The sequence below is a fragment of the Thalassospira lucentensis genome (assembly GCF_032921865.1).
GTDB classification, from domain to species: Bacteria; Pseudomonadota; Alphaproteobacteria; order Rhodospirillales; family Thalassospiraceae; genus Thalassospira; species Thalassospira lucentensis_A.
In genome coordinates, this window is record NZ_CP136684.1 from 4,173,318 (window position 1) to 4,190,000 (window position 16,683).

Below are 16,683 nucleotides of genomic sequence, written 5' to 3' on the forward strand. Positions count from 1 at the left end.
ACGGTTGCGGACAACGGCCTTACTTGCTGCGCATTTTGTATTCTTCGGCAGCGGTATCAGGCAGATAAAGCGGACCATTGGCCTTGATCCATTTCGGCACTTCCTGGCCGTCCATGGATGCCTTGATCGCGTCAAAGGCCGGTGCGCCCAGATGCGGGTTCAGCTCGATGGTGGCATTGGTATCGCCATCGGCCATCGCCTTGAAGATATCAGGAACCGCATCAATCGATACGATCAGGATGTCATCCCCCGGATTAAGACCGGCTTCCTTGATCGCCTGCACCGCACCGAGCGCCATGTCATCGTTATGCGCATAAACCGCACAGATGTTCTTGCCGCCATCTTCGGCTTTCAGGAAGCTTTCCATAACTTCCTTGCCGCCCGAACGGGTGAAATCGCCCGACTGGGAACGGATGATGCTGATGCCCGGGAAGTTGCCGACAACGGACTCAAAACCTTCCTTGCGGTCATTGGCAGCCGACGAGCCAACAGTGCCCTGCAGCTCGACAACATCACAAACGCCGTTGGTTTCCGCTGCCAGCCATGCGGCTGCAAGCGCGCCTTCCACCACGAAGTCGGATGCAACCTTAGTCAGATACAGGCTTTCATCGGCCGCAACCCCACGGTCGACCAGAACGACGGGAATACCGGCATCCTTGGCTTCCTGAAGCACCTGATCCCAGCCAGTTTCAACAACCGGTGCCAGCAGAATGCCATCAACGCCCTGGGCGATGAAGGAACGGACTGCCTTGATCTGGTTTTCCTGTTTCTGCTGCGCATCCGAGAATTTCAGATCAATGCCGCGCTTTTCCGCTTCGGCCTTGATTGATTCCGTCTCGGACGTACGCCAGCCGCTTTCCGACCCGATCTGCGAGAAGCCGATCATCATTTCGGCCTGTGCCGCAAAGGACAGACCAAGTGCAACACCAAGGGCTGCTGTCGAAACTGCAAGCTGCTTGAGACTTTTCATTATTTCCTCCCTAAAGGCTGTTTTATTGCTAAAAGCCATATAGTAATACAATATGATTTGAAGGAACTCAACGGCCTAAATGCGCCTCCCCACTTTCGCGTAGAAAGCGTGGTTGACAGCGGATGAAAAAACCGCAAAGTCTAAATAAAACAGCTATTTGCAGATAAAATGAGGCGACATGTCGAAAAACCCGACAGCAATCCCGATGAACCCGGCACCGGCAGGAACCCTGCAAATCAGGACCGCAAAAATGCGAATCCTGCTATCCCCCTATGGGGCACGTATCCGGGCGCTTTGGCTGCGTAATGACGACGGCACGGAAACCAATATCACTGTCGGCCTGCCCGATGATGATGCCTACGCCACCCATGACAGCTATATCGGCGCGGTCTGCGGGCGCTATGCCAACCGCATTGCCAATTCGGCCTACATCGCCCCGAATGGTGACCGGGTGATACTGGCCGCCAATGAAGGCCCCACACACCTGCATGGCGGCATCACCGGCTTTGACCGGCACGACTGGTCGGTTACGCAAAACTCTGATCACAAAATCGCGTTCCACCTCGAAAGCCCGGATGGCGATCAGGGATATCCGGGGAATTTCGCGGCCACCTCGACCTATTCGATTGTCGCTGAAAATCGCCTGCGCCTTGAAATCACGGCAACCTGCGATCAGACCTGCCCGGTCAATATGACCAGCCACGCCTATTGGAACCTGACAGGGCGGTTTGATAAATGCGCGGCCCTGCATATCCTGCAAATCAATGCCGATGCCTATCTTCCGATTGATGATCGCCTGATCCCGCTTGCCGGGCGCCGCGACGTTGCCGGAACCAGCTATGATTTCCGAAACCCCGCCGTGATCGCACAGAACCTACTGAATGCCGATCAGGGCTTTGATCACAATTTCTGCCTCAATGGCGCGCGCGGACCGCTTAAACAGATCGCAACCCTGTCCGATCCCGATAGCGGCCGGACGATGAAACTGTTCTCGACCGAGGCCGGATTGCAATTCTACCTATCGCAGCATTTCACCGATGCGATGAAAATGCCCGACGGCCAACGCCTTCACAAATCCGGCGGCATCGCCCTTGAACCCCAAACCTTCCCCGACAGCCCCAACCGCACGGATTTCCCAAGCCCGTGGCTCAATCCGGGCGAGACATACAAGCATGTGATCGAGTGGGAATTTTCATAACAAAGACAGTCCCTGCCTCCGGCTCATGGTCATTAAAATATCATCGAAAGTTGCATGACGCAGCGCAATAACGCGCTGGTGTAAAACAACTTTTATGATACCTTATAGTCATTCCATTTGAGAAACCCATCTGGAGGCACACCTCGCGGAATGTCCGCAGGGTGATCGTTGCGTGGAAGAAGAGCTTTCATTCGGCCCCTTCACGTTCTTGCCTGCCCGACGCGCTCTTTTGCGCGATGGCAAAGCCGTGCCTGTTGGCAGCAGGGCAATGGAAGCCACTAAACAGGCACCGGGCTTCATCACCAATATTCCCGGACGCGGATACATCCTCATTGCAACGCTGCAACACGGCACAGGATCGTCAGACAGCGATCAAGGCAACAATTCGCCCGCCGATAACATCACTACGCCGACATCCGATGCACCCCGCCCCGCCATCCTATGGCCATGCCAAGGCCTTTGTCGCCGGTTTCTATTCGCAATCAAAGGGTTGAAAACCCGACAGAACAGCAGCCCGTCTCCAGGCTGCTGTTCTGTCGGCCCGGGTGGGTTGGCAAAACGAACAGTCAAACGCGTTTTCGATGGAAACATCACGGCGAAATCTTCTTTTGGCGGGTGGGGCGGCAATCGCGGCCACCGCACTTCCCAAAATGTCCTTTGCCGCAACCAATCCAAACCCGACAAAATCAGGAGTACAGAGCATGTCGTTTATCAAAACCAAGGATGGCACCGAAATTTTCTACAAGGACTGGGGCAAGGGTCAGCCGATCCTGTTTTCTCATGGCTGGCCGTTATCGGCCGATGCATGGGATGCCCAGATGGTGTTTTTTGGCCAGCAGGGATATCGCGTGATCGCCCATGACCGCCGCAGCCACGGCCGTTCCACCCAGACCTGGGATGGCAACAATATGGACCAGTATGCCGATGATCTGGCCGAACTGATCGAATATCTGGACCTGAAGGACCTGATCATGATCGGCCATTCGACCGGCGGCGGCGAAGTGGCGCATTATCTGGGCCGTCATGGTACAAAACGCGTTGCAAAGGTCGTTCTGGTCGGCGCGGTTCCGCCCCTGATGCTGAAAACCGACAAGAACCCCAACGGCTTGCCGATGAACGTGTTTGATGGCATCCGCAAGGGCACGCTTGAAGACCGGTCGCAATTCTTCCGCGATGTGACCATTCCGTTCTATGGTTATAACCGCGAAGGCGCGAAAATTTCCGAAGGTGTGCGCGAAAGTTTCTGGGCACAGGGCATGATGGGCGGCATCAAGGGCCAGCTTGACTGCATCCGCGAATTTTCCGAAGTCGATTACACCGAGGACCTTCGCAAGATCGATAAACCCACCCTGATCGTGCATGGCGATGATGACCAGATCGTTCCGATTATCGCATCCGCGCTTGAAAGCTCGAAAATCGTCAAGGGATCGGTTTTGAAGATTTACGAAGGTGCCGATCACGGCCTTTCGCAAACCCATACCGAACGCTTCAATCAGGATGTCCTCGATTTCATTCGGGCCTGACATCCGTTTTCGATGATTGCCTGAACCGTTACGCAGAACAGACCCGCTTTCCGGGGCCGGATTGATGCACCCGCCAATCCATCCCCCGGAAACGGCCCGATCTGCCTTCGCCTTTTCAAGGACAATTCGCATTAATAGTTTCAAACCTCAGAAAGCAGGAGCCCGCTATGTCAAAGGGAACCGCACTTGTTACCGGTGCCTCTTCGGGCATTGGTGCCGTCTATGCCGACCGGCTTGCCAAACGCGGCTATAACCTTGTGCTTGTTGCACGCAATGCCGGACGTCTTGACCAGCTTGCCACCGATCTTTCCACGCAATACGGTGTCGCGGTCACAGCCCTTCCGGCGGATTTGACCAATCATGACGATCTTGAAAATGTCGCAGCCCGGCTCGCCACCGGCGACGACCTGACACTGGTTGTCAATTCGGCCGGTATTGGCCCGAATGCAAACGTTCTGGCTTCCGACCCGGACAGCCTGCTCCAACTGGTGTTTCTGAATGTCGATATCCTGCACCGGCTGACACTTGCCGCCGCCCACAATTTTGCAGATCGCGGTCGCGGCGCGATTATCAATATCGCATCGGTTGTGCCGCTGATGCCCGAACGTTTCAATGCATCCTACTGCGCCAGCAAGGCCTTCGTCCTGTCATTGACCCAGTCACTTGCCGCCGAAATCGGCCCGCGCGGGGTGCAGATGCAGGCAGTTCTTCCGGGCTTTACCCGCACCGAACTTTTCGAACGCGCCGGGCTCGATATCAACGTGATACCGCCAGAAATGATGATGGATGCCGGTGACATGGTCGATGCCGCCCTTTCCGGCTTTGATCAGGGTGAATTGATCACCATTCCGTCCCTTGCCGATCCGGCGATGTGGGATGCCATGGAAACAGCCCGCCATGCGATTGCCCCGTTCCTGTCCCTCGTCCAACCCGCACCGCGTTACGCAAACCGCGCCAAAACGGGTGAACCGGCATGACCCGCGCGGCATTTCCCCCGATACCAGGAACACCGAACGACTTGCAATCCTGCAGATGATGGGTGGGAATGCCTGCGCACAAACGACATCATATTTTTTGCCCATCCCGCTTGGCATTTTGGCTTTGACACAGCGCCGGAACAGGCCCTTGCCAACCGGCTGATGCTGCTTGACCGCGCCGCCTCGGAAAAAATCAAAATGCTGGGCTATCACTGGACCTATCCCGGCGTCGGCCACGCCGAACGCCACGGCAATGCCTACCGGTTTGTTAGGGCCTGAGTGATATGATCAAAGCCCCGCAACCACCCCATCCGCCCGCGGATCGGTCGCCCCTTCCATAACCCCATTGGCGCGCAGCAAAATGCCACCAGCATGGCCCATCATGTCTTCGAAATCGCCGACGACTTCAACCGCATGACCGGCTTTTTCAAGCTGCGTGATCAGGGCCGGGTCAAACCGGTTTTCGAGTTTGAGGGTCGTGGTTTCCGCACCCCATGTCCGGCCAAGCAGCCAGCGCGGGGCGGTAATCGCCGCCTGCAAATCCTGTCCGAACAGGACACTGCGGGTAAACACCGCCGCCTGGGTTTGCGGCTGTCCCTCGCCACCCATGGTGCCGTATGTAAGGACATCGCCGTTGTTCAGCCGTGCCATCGCCGGGTTGAGTGTATGGAACGGCAACCGGCCGGGGCCAAGCTGATTGGGGCCGTCATGAAGCGTAAAGCTCGCCCCGCGGTTCTGCCACAGGACCCCGGTTTCGGGCACGACAACGCCCGATCCGAATTCCCAGAAAATGCTTTGGATGTAGCTAACAACCGTGCCGTTTTTATCCGTCGTCCCCATCCAGATCGTATCGCCGGGCTTGGCGATATGCGGCCACGGCAATGCGGTTTTCATATCGATTTTTGCCACCTCGGCATCCAGCATCGCATCACTCAGAAGCGACATCGGATCAATATCCATCCGGCCCGGATCGCCGATATGGGCATCACGTTTGATAAAGGCGCGTTTGGTCGCCTCGATCACGCCATGGATATGATCAAATCCCTCGCCCGTTTTCACACCCAGTCGATCAAACAGGCCAAGGATCATAAGCGACGCGGCCCCCTGCGTTGGTGGCACCATGTTGAAAACGGTGCCGCTTGATAGCTTCACCGAGAGCGGTGTGGTGGTTTTGGCGTGATAGCCCTCGAAATCGGATAACCGAAGCGGACTTCCCGCCGCCTCAAGCCCCTTGGCATTGGCGCGCGCGATATCACCCCGGTAAAAATCATCAAGCCCGGCGGTGCCAAGCCGTTCCAGCGTTGCGCCAAGGGCGGGCTGCGTTAAAACGTCGCCAATTTCGGGCGCGCCATTCGCGGCATAAGCCGCCACATACCCCGGCGCATCGCGAAGTTCCGGCAGCTTGTCACGCGTCAGTTCATGCTGCGATTTCGTGATCGGCACCCCGGTGCGCGCATGATGCACCGCATCGGCAACGAGGCGTGCGATGGGCAATGTCCCGCCCAGTTTCCGTGCGATTTTTGCGGCCTCCATCCAGCCGCCAATCGCCCCGCCCACGGTCAATGCCGCCAACGGCCCGCGCGCCGGGATTTTGTCATGGCCAAGGTCACGGTAAAATTCCGGGCTCGCCAAACCGGCCGCCCCGCCACATGCCCGGATCGCCACCGGGTCCTTGCCCGGTTCCGCAATCAGCCAGAACCCATCCCCGCCAATCGCATTCATATGCGGATAGACAACCGCAATGGTGGCCGCCGCCGCAATCATCGCCTCGACCGCGTTGCCGCCATCGCGCAAAACATCGCGCCCGGCCTGGGCTGCCAGATGGTGCGGGGCTGTGACCATCCCGCCAAGGCTTGTTCTGGTTCTAAGCATTTCGGGGCCTCCTGATGGCGCAAAAATCTTTGGCATGCCGTGTGTCCGGCATGTCCTGTTGTTCTTTGAAATCTATCGTGAAAATGATCCGGGTATCAGGCGATTTTCACATCGTGGACAAATCGTCTGATATTTCGGATCAGGACCTATCTGTTGCTACCAGCCGATAAGATCCGGTAGCCAGCTTGTCAGTTCCGGGAAGATGAACAGCAGCACAAGGGCCAGCGCCTGAATACCGATAAACGGAATGACCCCGCGATAGATATCCATGGTCGACACCGATTTTGGAGCAACCCCCTTAAGGAAAAATAGCGCCCAGCCAAAGGGCGGTGTCAGGAAGCTGGTCTGCAGGTTCATCGCCACAAGGATCGCAAGCCACGCCATATCGATGCCGCTATTCATGAACACCGGCAAAAACATCGGCAGCGCGATATAGGAAATCTCGATCCATTCAAGAAAGAACCCAAGAACAAAGATCACCGCCATCATGAACAGAAGGTTGCCCATATCACCACCGGGCACCCATTCAAACATGGCATGCACCAGCCCCTCGCCGCCAAGCCCGCGGAAGGCAAGGCCAAAGGGCTGCGCGCAGATCAGGATGAAAAACACCATCGCACTGGTGATCAGGGTATCGCGCAACACATCGCGCATCACCCCGAAATTAAGCCGCCCGGTAAACAGCGCCAGAAGTAATGCGCCAAGCGCGCCCATCGATGCGGCCTCGGTCGGGGCAGCAATCCCGCCAACAATCGACCCAAGAACCGCAAAAACAAGTGCCAGCGGCGGCAGCACGACCTTGGCGATCTTCAGCATAAGGTCACGGGTCGCCAGCGCATCGCGCTCATCCTGCGGGATCGCGGGCACCATGTCGGGTTTGAAAATTCCCAGAAGGACAAGATAAAGTGCCAGCATCCCGGCAAGGATAAGCCCCGGCACCATCGCGGCGGCAAACAGCGTCCCGACGAACTCCCCCAGGATATCGGCAAGCAGGATCAGGACAAGGCTTGGCGGGATGATCTGCCCCAGCGTGCCCGATGCGCAAATCACACCGCACGCCACCCCCTTGTTATAACCGCGATTGATCAGCGGCTGTAACGACAGCAACCCAACCGTCACCACCGTCGCCCCGACCACGCCCGAAGACGCCCCCATCAGAACCCCGACAATCACAATCGCAAGCCCCATGCCGCCGCGAAGGCGGCCCATGGCATGGCCGATCACATCAATCAGTTCTTCGGCCAGTTTCGACTTTTCAAGCATCACCCCCATGAAGATGAAAAGCGGTAGCGCCAGAAGCGTATAGTTGGTCACAACCCCGTAAATGCGCGCGGGCAGCAGGTTAAAAAGCCCGGTGCCAAATCCCAGAATGCCAAAGGCAAAACCCGAAATCGCAAGCGATATCGCCACCGGCACCCCAAGCACGAGGAAGCCGAAAAAGCCGCCGACCATGCCGATGGCCAGCCATTCATTACCAGTCATGTTCGATTATTCCCCAGGCACGTCAGTGGCGGTTTTATGGGTGGCGTATCCGGCATCTTCCGCGGTTTGGGCCGCTCCGGTCACCTGCCGGAAATTGATCAGGGCCTGCGCGATTGCCTGCACGAAAAGCAACCCGAACCCGACCGGGATAAATGCCTTAAGCAGGAAACGATACGGCAATCCCCCCGGATCGGGCGATCCCTCGCCCATCATGATCGACTGGTTCACATAGGGAATGGCAAACCAGATGATCGCAGCCCCAAGAATGACCATCAGCACCGCCGAAAACAGATCAATCATCGCGCGTGCCCGGTCACTTAGCCGGTCATAAAGAAAATCGACCCGTACATGGCCGCCATGCCGCATGCCATATGCCATCCCCAGAAGGGCAATCGGCGACACCAGATGCCATTCAAGTTCCTGCATGGCGACACTGCCGGTATTGAACACATAACGAAGCAACACATTGCCGCCGACCACCAGAACAAGCGCAAGACCGCTTAACGCGGCCGCCCATCCGGCAAAATCAACGATATATCCCAACACACGGTCGGGAAGCGGTTCTGCCAGCGATTCAGTACGGGTCGAATTCATGTCAGCTCATCCCGTCTTTGGATGAAATGATGCCGTGATAGGGCTTTTCACTCACCGCCGCCCATTCACGGTGCGTATCGCGGAACGCCATGAATGCGTCATGGACCTTTTTGGTCAGCGGGTCCTTGGCGGCTTCGGCTTCCAGCGTGTCGTTGGTGATGCCTTTAAGCTTGTTGACGACATCATCAGGCAGGGTCTGGGCGATAACGCCCTCATTCTCGACCAGATCACGAAGGGCCGCGGCATTGTTGGCTTCACACCAGGAATGACTGTCAAGATTGCACGCCTGTGCGGCGTTTTTGACAATCGCCTGAAGATCGGCCGGAAGGCTTTCCCATGCTTTCTGATTGATCAGAAGCTCGGTCACGTTGGACGGCTCATGCCAGCCGGTGGTGTAGTAATATTTCGCTGCCTTCTGAAGGCCAAGACGACGGTCCTGATACGGACCGACGAACTCGGCAGCATCAATCACGCCACGTTCAAGTGCCGGGAAAATCTCGCCCCCCGGAAGCAGTTTCACCTCAACCCCGATCTGCTGATAGACCTTGCCGGCAAGGCCCGGAATACGCATTTTCAGGCCATTGAAATCATCAAGGCTTTCAATCGGTTCGCGGAACCAGCCGGTCATCTGAACGCCGGTATTGCCCATCGGGAACGCAATCAGGCCATAGGGCTGATACAGCTCATGCCAAAGTTCAAGCCCGCCGCCATGATACAGCCACGCATTGACACCCTGGAAGTTCAGGCCAAACGGAACGGTAGTGAAATACTGTGCGGCAAAAATCTTGCCCGCCCAGAAATAGGCATTGGCGGCATTCATTTCGACCGTACCGGCCTGAACGGCATCAAAGCCCTCAAGCGCCGGGATCAGTTCACCCGCGGCAAAATGCTGGATGTTCAGACGCCCGCTCGACATTTCCGTAACACGTTTGCAGAAATCCTCCGGGCTGCCCGGGCCGGTCACGTAGAACGGTGAACCCGGACCATAGGCATTGGTCATTTTCCAGTTAAAGCTCTCCTGGGCACGCGCGATATGTGGCGTGGCAAAAACAGCCGCCCCGGCGGCTGCCGTGCCAAATGCCGACTTCGTCAGAAAGTCGCGTCTTTTAAGGTTGGTCATCGGTGTCTCCCTGATAGAGAAAGCGCAATACGCGGATAATATCATCGAACGGATCTTGGCCCGCATTGTGTATACACCGTGCAACCGACGTGCCATTTATTTTATTTCAATAACTTAACTGATTTTCACCCCCAACATAGTCACTTTTATTGTTTATTTTTTAATCATATATAATTGCTGCACTGCATATATGCATATTAATTAAACATATTGCATGTGGTCGCCTGGGACGGAATCCCGCACGCGACAGTTGCGCTTGGATTTTACGGGAAATATCATGTATACATCGGTTGTATAGGGTGCCCCGAAAGAGCATCTGAATATCAATCGACAACAAGATCAAAGGGTCGAAACGGCACATGATCCATCTGCAGCAAGCCCCGCAACCTTCGCCCGAACCGGTCGGCATTGCGCAAAAACTCTGCCAGTCCCTCGAAGACGATATTGTTACCGGTGTGCTTGTTCCCGGTGCCCGGCTCGAAGAAACCCAGCTTGCAAAACGCTTTGGCGTGTCACGCACCCCGGTCCGCGAAGCCCTGCAATTGCTGACCGCGACCGAACTTGCCGAAAAAATCCCCAATCGCGGGGTTTATGTCTCACTGGCAACGCCGGAACGACTGACGGCGATGTTTGAAAGCATGGCCGAACTCGAAGCCACCTGCGGGCGACTTGCCGCCAAACGCATGACAAGCGGCGAACGTCACGCACTCGAAGAACTCCATCACGAACTGGCCCATGCCATGCGTGCAGGCGACAGCCCGGCTTACGAAAGCCAGAACCGTGAATTTCATAATGCGATCTATGCTGGAACGCACAATGACGTTCTGGTCGAAGTCACCCAGGCCGTGCGTCGGCGCGTCGCCCCCTTCCGCCGGGTACAGTTCAACAGCCTGCCCCGCCTCGCCTCCTCGCACGAGGAACATCAAGGCATCGTCGATGCCATCCTGCGCGGCGATCACAAGGCCGCCGAAGAACTGCTATATGCCCACATCATGTCAGTCCATGACGTTAGTCAGGAATATCTGGCGACACTCCGCGCCGAAAGCGACCATCAGGCCCTTCTGATCGCCAAATAATCTCATTCGTCGAGCGCGCGCCGCCCCAGAACATGATCAAGCGAAAATTTACCCGCCCCCTTGATCACCAGCATCAGCAACACAAAAACCCACAACATCCGCTGATCAATCAACTGATCAGGCAGCCCATCAAAAAGTGCGCCTGCCGCCGCACCATGGGCCGTGATATCCACCACACTCTGCACCACCACAAACCCGATCATGCCAAGCGCACCCAGACGGGTAAACAGTCCCAGAACGATCAGAACCGGCAAAATGAATTCCGCCAAGGTCCCGGCAATCACGATGATATGCCACGGGAAAAACGGAATGGCTGCGGTGTCATATAAATACTGATCGGCAATCGACGGCACGATCTGCGCAAACGCCCCGGCACTGGGGAAACTATCCCCCGCCACCTTGGTCATCGCGCTGTTGAAATAATAAGGCAGCAAAATCGCGGCAAACCACAACCGTGCCGAAAGCCCGATGAACCAGCCATCGGTCCGCGCCTCCAGACCACCAAACAGGCTGGCATGCAGGTCGGTCATTCTTTTGATCGCTGTTTGCATTTTTCACTCCCTCAAACCGGCAAACGCACCGACCGCTATCAGTTGGGCGAACGCGGATGTCACATCAAATTGCGGATCACGTTCGATTGCCGCGCCATAACCCTCGGCAACCGTCATGCCGTCCAGAAGGCATCGGGCAAATACCGCGCCCGCGTCATCCAGCACGATCTGGCGCACCGTCATACCGGGTCGGGTAATCAGGACATTTTCCGCCTGCTGCACAATCGGTTCGGTCTGCCTGCTGTCCGCCTGTTGCCGCACCCAGATCGCATGGATCGGAAAGGACGAGTTCATCAACCGGCAGGCGCTATGCGCCACAAACCGGCAGCCCGCCAGATCATCGCCAAAAGCCGCAAGTATCCCGGCATCCAGTACCACCTCATCGGCTTCATGCAGCACTTCAAGCCGCGCCCGTTCCAGCCGGGCCATATCGGAAAGATAGGGCACTGACGCGGCGGCATCGAAACCATCAATGAAATCGGCAAAACCGGCGCCATAAAGTGCAAGTGATCCGGTGCGCGCCTGCTCTGCCCGGAAAAAGCCCTGCGCCATCGCCCGAAAGAATTCCTCCCCCACCAGCTTCGCCACCACCGGATAGGCCGCGATTAACGCATCACCAAGGCCGCGATGGACATTATTGCGATAAATCGCAAACCGTCCCGCCATCGCCGGGTCAAGACCCATGGGCCGCGCCGACGGGTCTGCTGCCATCAGGGCGCGGGAAAATTCCGCCTGAAAGGCTCCTGCTTCACTCATGACGCCGCCCGCACGGGATCGGCACCCGAAAACCGCGCAAGATGCCCCTCAAGGTGCAAGTCCGCAAGCGCCGCCTCGGCCCGAAGTGTCGCCCAGTCGGGCACATCATTATCCCATTCAATCAGGGTTGGCCGCGCCCCGATGCGCGCAATCAGGCGATCAAACAGATCCCAGACCGGATCGGCCACCGGGCGCGAATGGGTATCGATCAAAACCTTCTCATTGCTATTGGCATCCGCCTCATGCCCGGCCAGATGGATTTCCCCGATCAGATCGCCAGGGATCGCATCAACATAATCGCTGGCGTCAAAGCCCAGATTACAGGCCGAAATGTAAATGTTGTTTACATCAATCAGAAGCCCGCAGCCCGAACGCCGCGCGGCCTCGGTAATAAAATCAATTTCGGGGATCGAATTTTGCGGCAACGCCAGATAGGACGTCGGATTTTCAATCAGGATTTTGCACCCTGTTACCGTCTGTACTTCGTCAATCGCCTCAACCAGTTGATCAAGCGATATCTGCGTCATCGGTGTCGGCAAAAGGTCGGCCATGTAAAGCCCGTCATGACTTGACCATGCAATATGTTCCGACAGCATCGCAGGCTCAAACCGGTCCACCAGCCGCTTGAGATCGGCCAGATGATGGGGATCAAGCCTTTGCCCGCCGCCAAGTGACAACCCAACCCCATGCATCGATATCGGATAGTCGGCGCGCAATGCCTCAAGCACCGCAAGGCGCGGCCCACCGGACACCATGTAATTTTCCGGATGGATTTCAAACCAGCCGACCTGTTTTGGCTTGCCGATCACATCATCGGCATGCGCGCCCTTGAAACCGACACCGGCCCGGTCGGGCAATCTGGCGCCATGCGGGTTACTGACCATCGCAAATCTCCCGGAGAAAAGAATATGCCGACCGGCCAGACCGGTCGGCATCATCACATCAGGATTTCGGAAGATCGCGCTCAAGCGCCTCGAGGCTGCCCATCACTTCACGACCATCCGCCGTCGTAAAGCTCATATCCTCGCATGTCCCGGCCGGAACCAGCTTCCAGGCATTGCCCTGATAATCGACTTTCGATGTGCCGGCACATGTGGTGCCCGGCCCCGCTGCACAATCATTCTGCCCGGCAAGTGAAACACCGAAACATTTTTCCTTGGCACCCTGTGCCTGCGCCTGACCAACCGCCGCAAGCGAAACCGCCGCCGAAAGTGCCGCGCCCAAAACCAATGCGTTTTTCATGATGTCATCCTTGTTGCGTGAAACCTGATCGCCTGTCTGGCGATGTCTTTTTGGTAACAGGCGAACGGATCACCGTCATTGCAACTTCGGCACACGAAACATCAAGTCAGTGTGAGAGTTTTCCGGCATTTCATCACGGATGCGTGAAACGACAAAACCCCCGACCATTTAAGGTCAGGGGTTTCATGAAGTCGTTGAACAGGGAATATGTTTTGCTGTGTTTAGAAGGCCCGGCGGTGACCTACTCTCCCGTGCCTTAAGACAAAGTACCATCGGCGCAGGCAGGTTTCACTTCTGAGTTCGGGATGGGATCAGGTGGTTCCCGGCCGCTATGGCCACCGGGCCGTCGAAACACAGCGAAGAGATCGGAATGTGATTTAGGTGCGATATTGGTTGTTCTGTATTTTGCTTTGGCGGGTTTTACCGCTGCGCAAGAAGTCAGAATAGTCAATTAGCAAGAGGGATCAATCAAGCCGATCGATCAATTAGTACTGGTTAGCTTCACGTGTTGCCACGCTTCCACACCCAGCCTATCAACCTGGTGGTCTTCCAGGGATCTGATAGGGATACCTAGTCTTGAAGGGGGCTTCCCGCTTAGATGCTTTCAGCGGTTATCCCTTCCGCACTTAGCTACCCGGCGATGCTCCTGGCGGAACAACCGGTACACCAGAGGTGCGTCCATCCCGGTCCTCTCGTACTAGGGACAGCTCTTCTCAAGTATCCTACGCCCACGGCAGATAGGGACCGAACTGTCTCACGACGTTCTAAACCCAGCTCACGTACCACTTTAATTGGCGAACAGCCAAACCCTTGGGACCTGCTCCAGCCCCAGGATGTGATGAGCCGACATCGAGGTGCCAAACACTCCCGTCGATGTGGACTCTTGGGGAGTATCAGCCTGTTATCCCCGGCGTACCTTTTATCCGTTGAGCGATGGCCCTTCCACGCGGGACCACCGGATCACTATGACCGACTTTCGTCTCTGCTCGACTTGTCAGTCTCGCAGTCAGGCAGGCTTTTGCCATTGCACTCTTAAGCTGATGTCCGACCAGCCTGAGCCTACCATCGCGCGCCTCCGTTACTCTTTGGGAGGCGACCGCCCCAGTCAAACTACCCGCCATGCAGGGTCCCGGATCCGGATAACGGACCTCGGTTAGATATCAGGAAGCAAAAGGGCGGTATCTCAAAGGTGGCTCCACCGAAGCTGGCGCTTCGGGTTCATAGCCTCCCGCCTATTCTGCACATTCACATCCTGATACCACTGCAAAGCTGTAGTAAAGGTGCACGGGGTCTTTCCGTCTGACCGCGGGTACTCCGCATCTTCACGGAGAATTCAATTTCGCTGAGTCGATGTTGGAGACAGTGGGGAAGTCGTTACGCCATTCGTGCAGGTCGGAACTTACCCGACAAGGAATTTCGCTACCTTAGGACCGTTATAGTTACGGCCGCCGTTTACCGGGGCTTCAATTCAATGCTTGCACATCTCCTCTTAACCTTCCGGCACCGGGCAGGCGTCAGACCCTATACGTCGTCTTGCGACTTCGCAGAGCCCTGTGTTTTTAGTAAACAGTCGCCACCCCCTGGTCTGTGCCCCCACCGTAAAGTTGCCTTCACGGTGGGCCCCCTTCTCCCGAAGTTACGGGGGCAATTTGCCGAGTTCCTTCAACATCGTTCTCTCAAGCGCCTTGGTATATTCAACCTGCCCACCTGTGTCGGTTTCGGGTACGGTCCATATGTGAGAGTTATTTCCTGGACCTCCTTGGCAGCATCTCCAATCCAATAAGGAGACACAACTTCCAGAGGCCGTCACTTCTCACGGGTACAGGAATATTAACCTGTTTCCCATCGACTACGCGTTTCCGCCTCGTCTTAGGGGCCGACTCACCCTGCGCGGATTGGCCTTGCGCAGGAACCCTTGGGCTTTCGGCGAGGGAGGTTCTCACTCCCTTTGTCGCTACTCATGTCAGCATTCTCGCTTCCGATACCTCCAGCATACCTTACGGTACACCTTCACAGGCTTACGGAACGCTCCGCTACCACTTGTTCCGAAGAACAAATCCGCAGTTTCGGTGTGTGGCTTGAGCCCCGGTACATCTTCGGCGCGGGACAGCTTATTTAGACCAGTGAGCTGTTACGCTTTCTTTAAACGATGGCTGCTTCTAAGCCAACGTCCTGGTTGTCTTGGCCGTCCTACATCCTTTCCCACTTAGCCACAACTTTGGGACCTTAACTGGCGGTCTGGGCTGTTTCCCTCTCGACCACGGACCTTAGCACCCGTAGTCTGTCTGCCAGATAGTACTCATCGGTATTCGGAGTTTGATTAGGTTTGGTAAGCCGGTAAGGCCCCCTAGCCCATTCAGTGCTCTACCCCCGATGGTATTCGTCTGACGCTCTACCTAAATAGATTTCGCGGAGAACCAGCTATCTCCAGGTTTGATTGGCCTTTCACCCCTAACCACAAGTCATCCCCGTCTTTTTCAACAGACGTGGGTTCGGTCCTCCAGTGACTGTTACATCACCTTCAACCTGCTCATGGCTAGATCACCTGGTTTCGGGTCTAATCCCACAAACTCAATCGCCCTATTCAAACTCGCTTTCGCTGCGCCTACACCTAACGGCTTAAGCTCGCTTGTAAGACTAACTCGCTGACCCATTATGCAAGAGGTACGCTGTCACCCCATAAAGAGGCTCCAACTGCTTGTAGGCATCCGGTTTCAGGAACTATTTCACTCCCCTTATCGGGGTGCTTTTCACCTTTCCCTCACGGTACTGGTACACTATCGGTCGTTAAGGAGTACTTAGGCTTGGAGGGTGGTCCCCCCATGTTCAGACAGGATTTCACGTGTCCCGCCCTACTCGAGGACCTATGTGCTTTCTACCCGTACGGGGCTATCACCCACTTTGGCCGACCTTTCCAGATCGTTCCGGTTCTTACACATAGGCCACTGGCCTGGTCCGCGTTCGCTCGCCGCTACTAGCAGAGTCTCTGTTGATGTCCTTTCCTCCGGGTACTGAGATGTTTCAGTTCCCCGGGTTCGCCTCATAACGCTATGTATTCGCGTTATGATCATCCTATTGGATGGGGTTTCCCCATTCAGAAATCTACGGGTCAAAGCCTGCTCTCGGCTCACCGTAGCTTATCGCAGAGTGCCACGTCTTTCATCGCCTCTTAACGCCAAGGCATCCACCAAATGCCCTTATTATGCTTGAGAGATCCCTCAGCTAACTGTTCTGCGTCTTGCGCAGGGGTAAAACCCTGCCAACACACAATACAGCCAGTATCGCGATCACGTTCTTTCGTTGCGAAAAATCACAACGGAAA

General features: G+C 56.1%; 14 protein-coding genes and 2 rRNA genes. 5 read left to right on the forward strand and 11 right to left on the reverse strand.

Annotated elements, in window-relative coordinates; genetic code table 11:
• Nucleotides 1-19: 19 nt before the first annotated feature.
• Nucleotides 20-970 carry an ABC transporter substrate-binding protein gene (locus R1T41_RS20165; protein ID WP_062953026.1) on the reverse strand — a complete coding sequence of 317 codons (951 nt, stop codon included), beginning with the start codon at nucleotides 968-970 and terminating at the stop codon, nucleotides 20-22.
• 205 nt (nucleotides 971-1,175) lie between these two features.
• Between R1T41_RS20165 and R1T41_RS20170 the strand changes: the two genes are divergently transcribed.
• The 4 genes from R1T41_RS20170 (at nucleotide 1,176) to R1T41_RS20185 (ending at nucleotide 4,668) form a co-directional block, all read left to right on the forward strand.
• Nucleotides 1,176-2,168 carry an aldose epimerase family protein gene (locus R1T41_RS20170; protein ID WP_317341599.1) on the forward strand — a complete coding sequence of 331 codons (993 nt, stop codon included), beginning with the start codon at nucleotides 1,176-1,178 and terminating at the stop codon, nucleotides 2,166-2,168.
• 332 nt (nucleotides 2,169-2,500) lie between these two features.
• On the forward strand, nucleotides 2,501-2,662 hold the full coding sequence (locus tag R1T41_RS20175; RefSeq protein ID WP_317338825.1) for a hypothetical protein: 162 nt from the start codon (nucleotides 2,501-2,503) through the stop codon (nucleotides 2,660-2,662).
• A 207-nt stretch (nucleotides 2,663-2,869) separates the two neighbouring features.
• On the forward strand, nucleotides 2,870-3,691 hold the full coding sequence (locus R1T41_RS20180) for an alpha/beta hydrolase (RefSeq protein WP_317338827.1): 822 nt from the start codon (nucleotides 2,870-2,872) through the stop codon (nucleotides 3,689-3,691).
• A gap of 167 nt (nucleotides 3,692-3,858) precedes the next feature.
• On the forward strand, nucleotides 3,859-4,668 hold the full coding sequence (locus R1T41_RS20185) for an SDR family oxidoreductase (RefSeq protein ID WP_317338829.1): 810 nt from the start codon (nucleotides 3,859-3,861) through the stop codon (nucleotides 4,666-4,668).
• A gap of 288 nt (nucleotides 4,669-4,956) precedes the next feature.
• On the opposite strand, the gene R1T41_RS20190 is transcribed toward R1T41_RS20185, so the two are convergent.
• The 4 genes from R1T41_RS20190 to R1T41_RS20205 form a co-directional block, all read right to left on the reverse strand.
• Nucleotides 4,957-6,540, reverse strand: coding sequence for a gamma-glutamyltransferase family protein (locus tag R1T41_RS20190; protein WP_317338830.1), 1,584 nt, complete (start codon nucleotides 6,538-6,540; stop codon nucleotides 4,957-4,959).
• A gap of 156 nt (nucleotides 6,541-6,696) precedes the next feature.
• Nucleotides 6,697-8,022 (reverse strand): TRAP transporter large permease subunit, encoded by a 1,326-nt coding sequence (locus tag R1T41_RS20195; protein ID WP_317338832.1) that lies wholly within the window; start codon nucleotides 8,020-8,022, stop codon nucleotides 6,697-6,699.
• 6 nt (nucleotides 8,023-8,028) lie between these two features.
• Nucleotides 8,029-8,616 (reverse strand): TRAP transporter small permease subunit, encoded by a 588-nt coding sequence (locus R1T41_RS20200; RefSeq protein ID WP_317338834.1) that lies wholly within the window; start codon nucleotides 8,614-8,616, stop codon nucleotides 8,029-8,031.
• Nucleotide 8,617: 1 nt separating this feature from the next.
• Entirely contained in the window at nucleotides 8,618-9,736 is a 1,119-nt protein-coding gene (locus R1T41_RS20205; RefSeq protein WP_062961360.1) for a TRAP transporter substrate-binding protein, read from the reverse strand.
• Between the two features lie 359 nt (nucleotides 9,737-10,095).
• Between R1T41_RS20205 and R1T41_RS20210 the strand changes: the two genes are divergently transcribed.
• Nucleotides 10,096-10,812, forward strand: a complete 717-nt coding sequence (locus tag R1T41_RS20210) for a GntR family transcriptional regulator (RefSeq protein WP_317338836.1) — start codon at nucleotides 10,096-10,098, stop codon at nucleotides 10,810-10,812.
• A 2-nt stretch (nucleotides 10,813-10,814) separates the two neighbouring features.
• Here the strand turns inward: R1T41_RS20210 and R1T41_RS20215 are convergent, their stop codons facing one another.
• From R1T41_RS20215 to R1T41_RS20240, 6 genes are all read right to left on the reverse strand, one after another.
• Nucleotides 10,815-11,363 (reverse strand): DoxX family protein, encoded by a 549-nt coding sequence (locus R1T41_RS20215; RefSeq protein WP_317338839.1) that lies wholly within the window; start codon nucleotides 11,361-11,363, stop codon nucleotides 10,815-10,817.
• A gap of 3 nt (nucleotides 11,364-11,366) precedes the next feature.
• Complete coding sequence (locus R1T41_RS20220) at nucleotides 11,367-12,119, reverse strand: DNA-binding domain-containing protein (protein ID WP_317338841.1); 753 nt, start codon at nucleotides 12,117-12,119, stop codon at nucleotides 11,367-11,369.
• Nucleotides 12,116-13,003 carry a DUF692 domain-containing protein gene (locus R1T41_RS20225; RefSeq protein ID WP_317338843.1) on the reverse strand — a complete coding sequence of 296 codons (888 nt, stop codon included), beginning with the start codon at nucleotides 13,001-13,003 and terminating at the stop codon, nucleotides 12,116-12,118. The genes R1T41_RS20220 and R1T41_RS20225 overlap by 4 nt, the downstream gene beginning before the upstream one ends.
• Before the next feature lie 58 nt (nucleotides 13,004-13,061).
• Entirely contained in the window at nucleotides 13,062-13,361 is a 300-nt protein-coding gene (locus R1T41_RS20230; protein WP_062953136.1) for a DUF2282 domain-containing protein, read from the reverse strand.
• 228 nt (nucleotides 13,362-13,589) lie between these two features.
• Nucleotides 13,590-13,704: ribosomal RNA gene (gene rrf, locus R1T41_RS20235) — 5S ribosomal RNA — on the reverse strand.
• Nucleotides 13,705-13,825: 121 nt separating this feature from the next.
• Nucleotides 13,826-16,573 (reverse strand): 23S ribosomal RNA (locus R1T41_RS20240).
• Nucleotides 16,574-16,683: the final 110 nt, after the last annotated feature.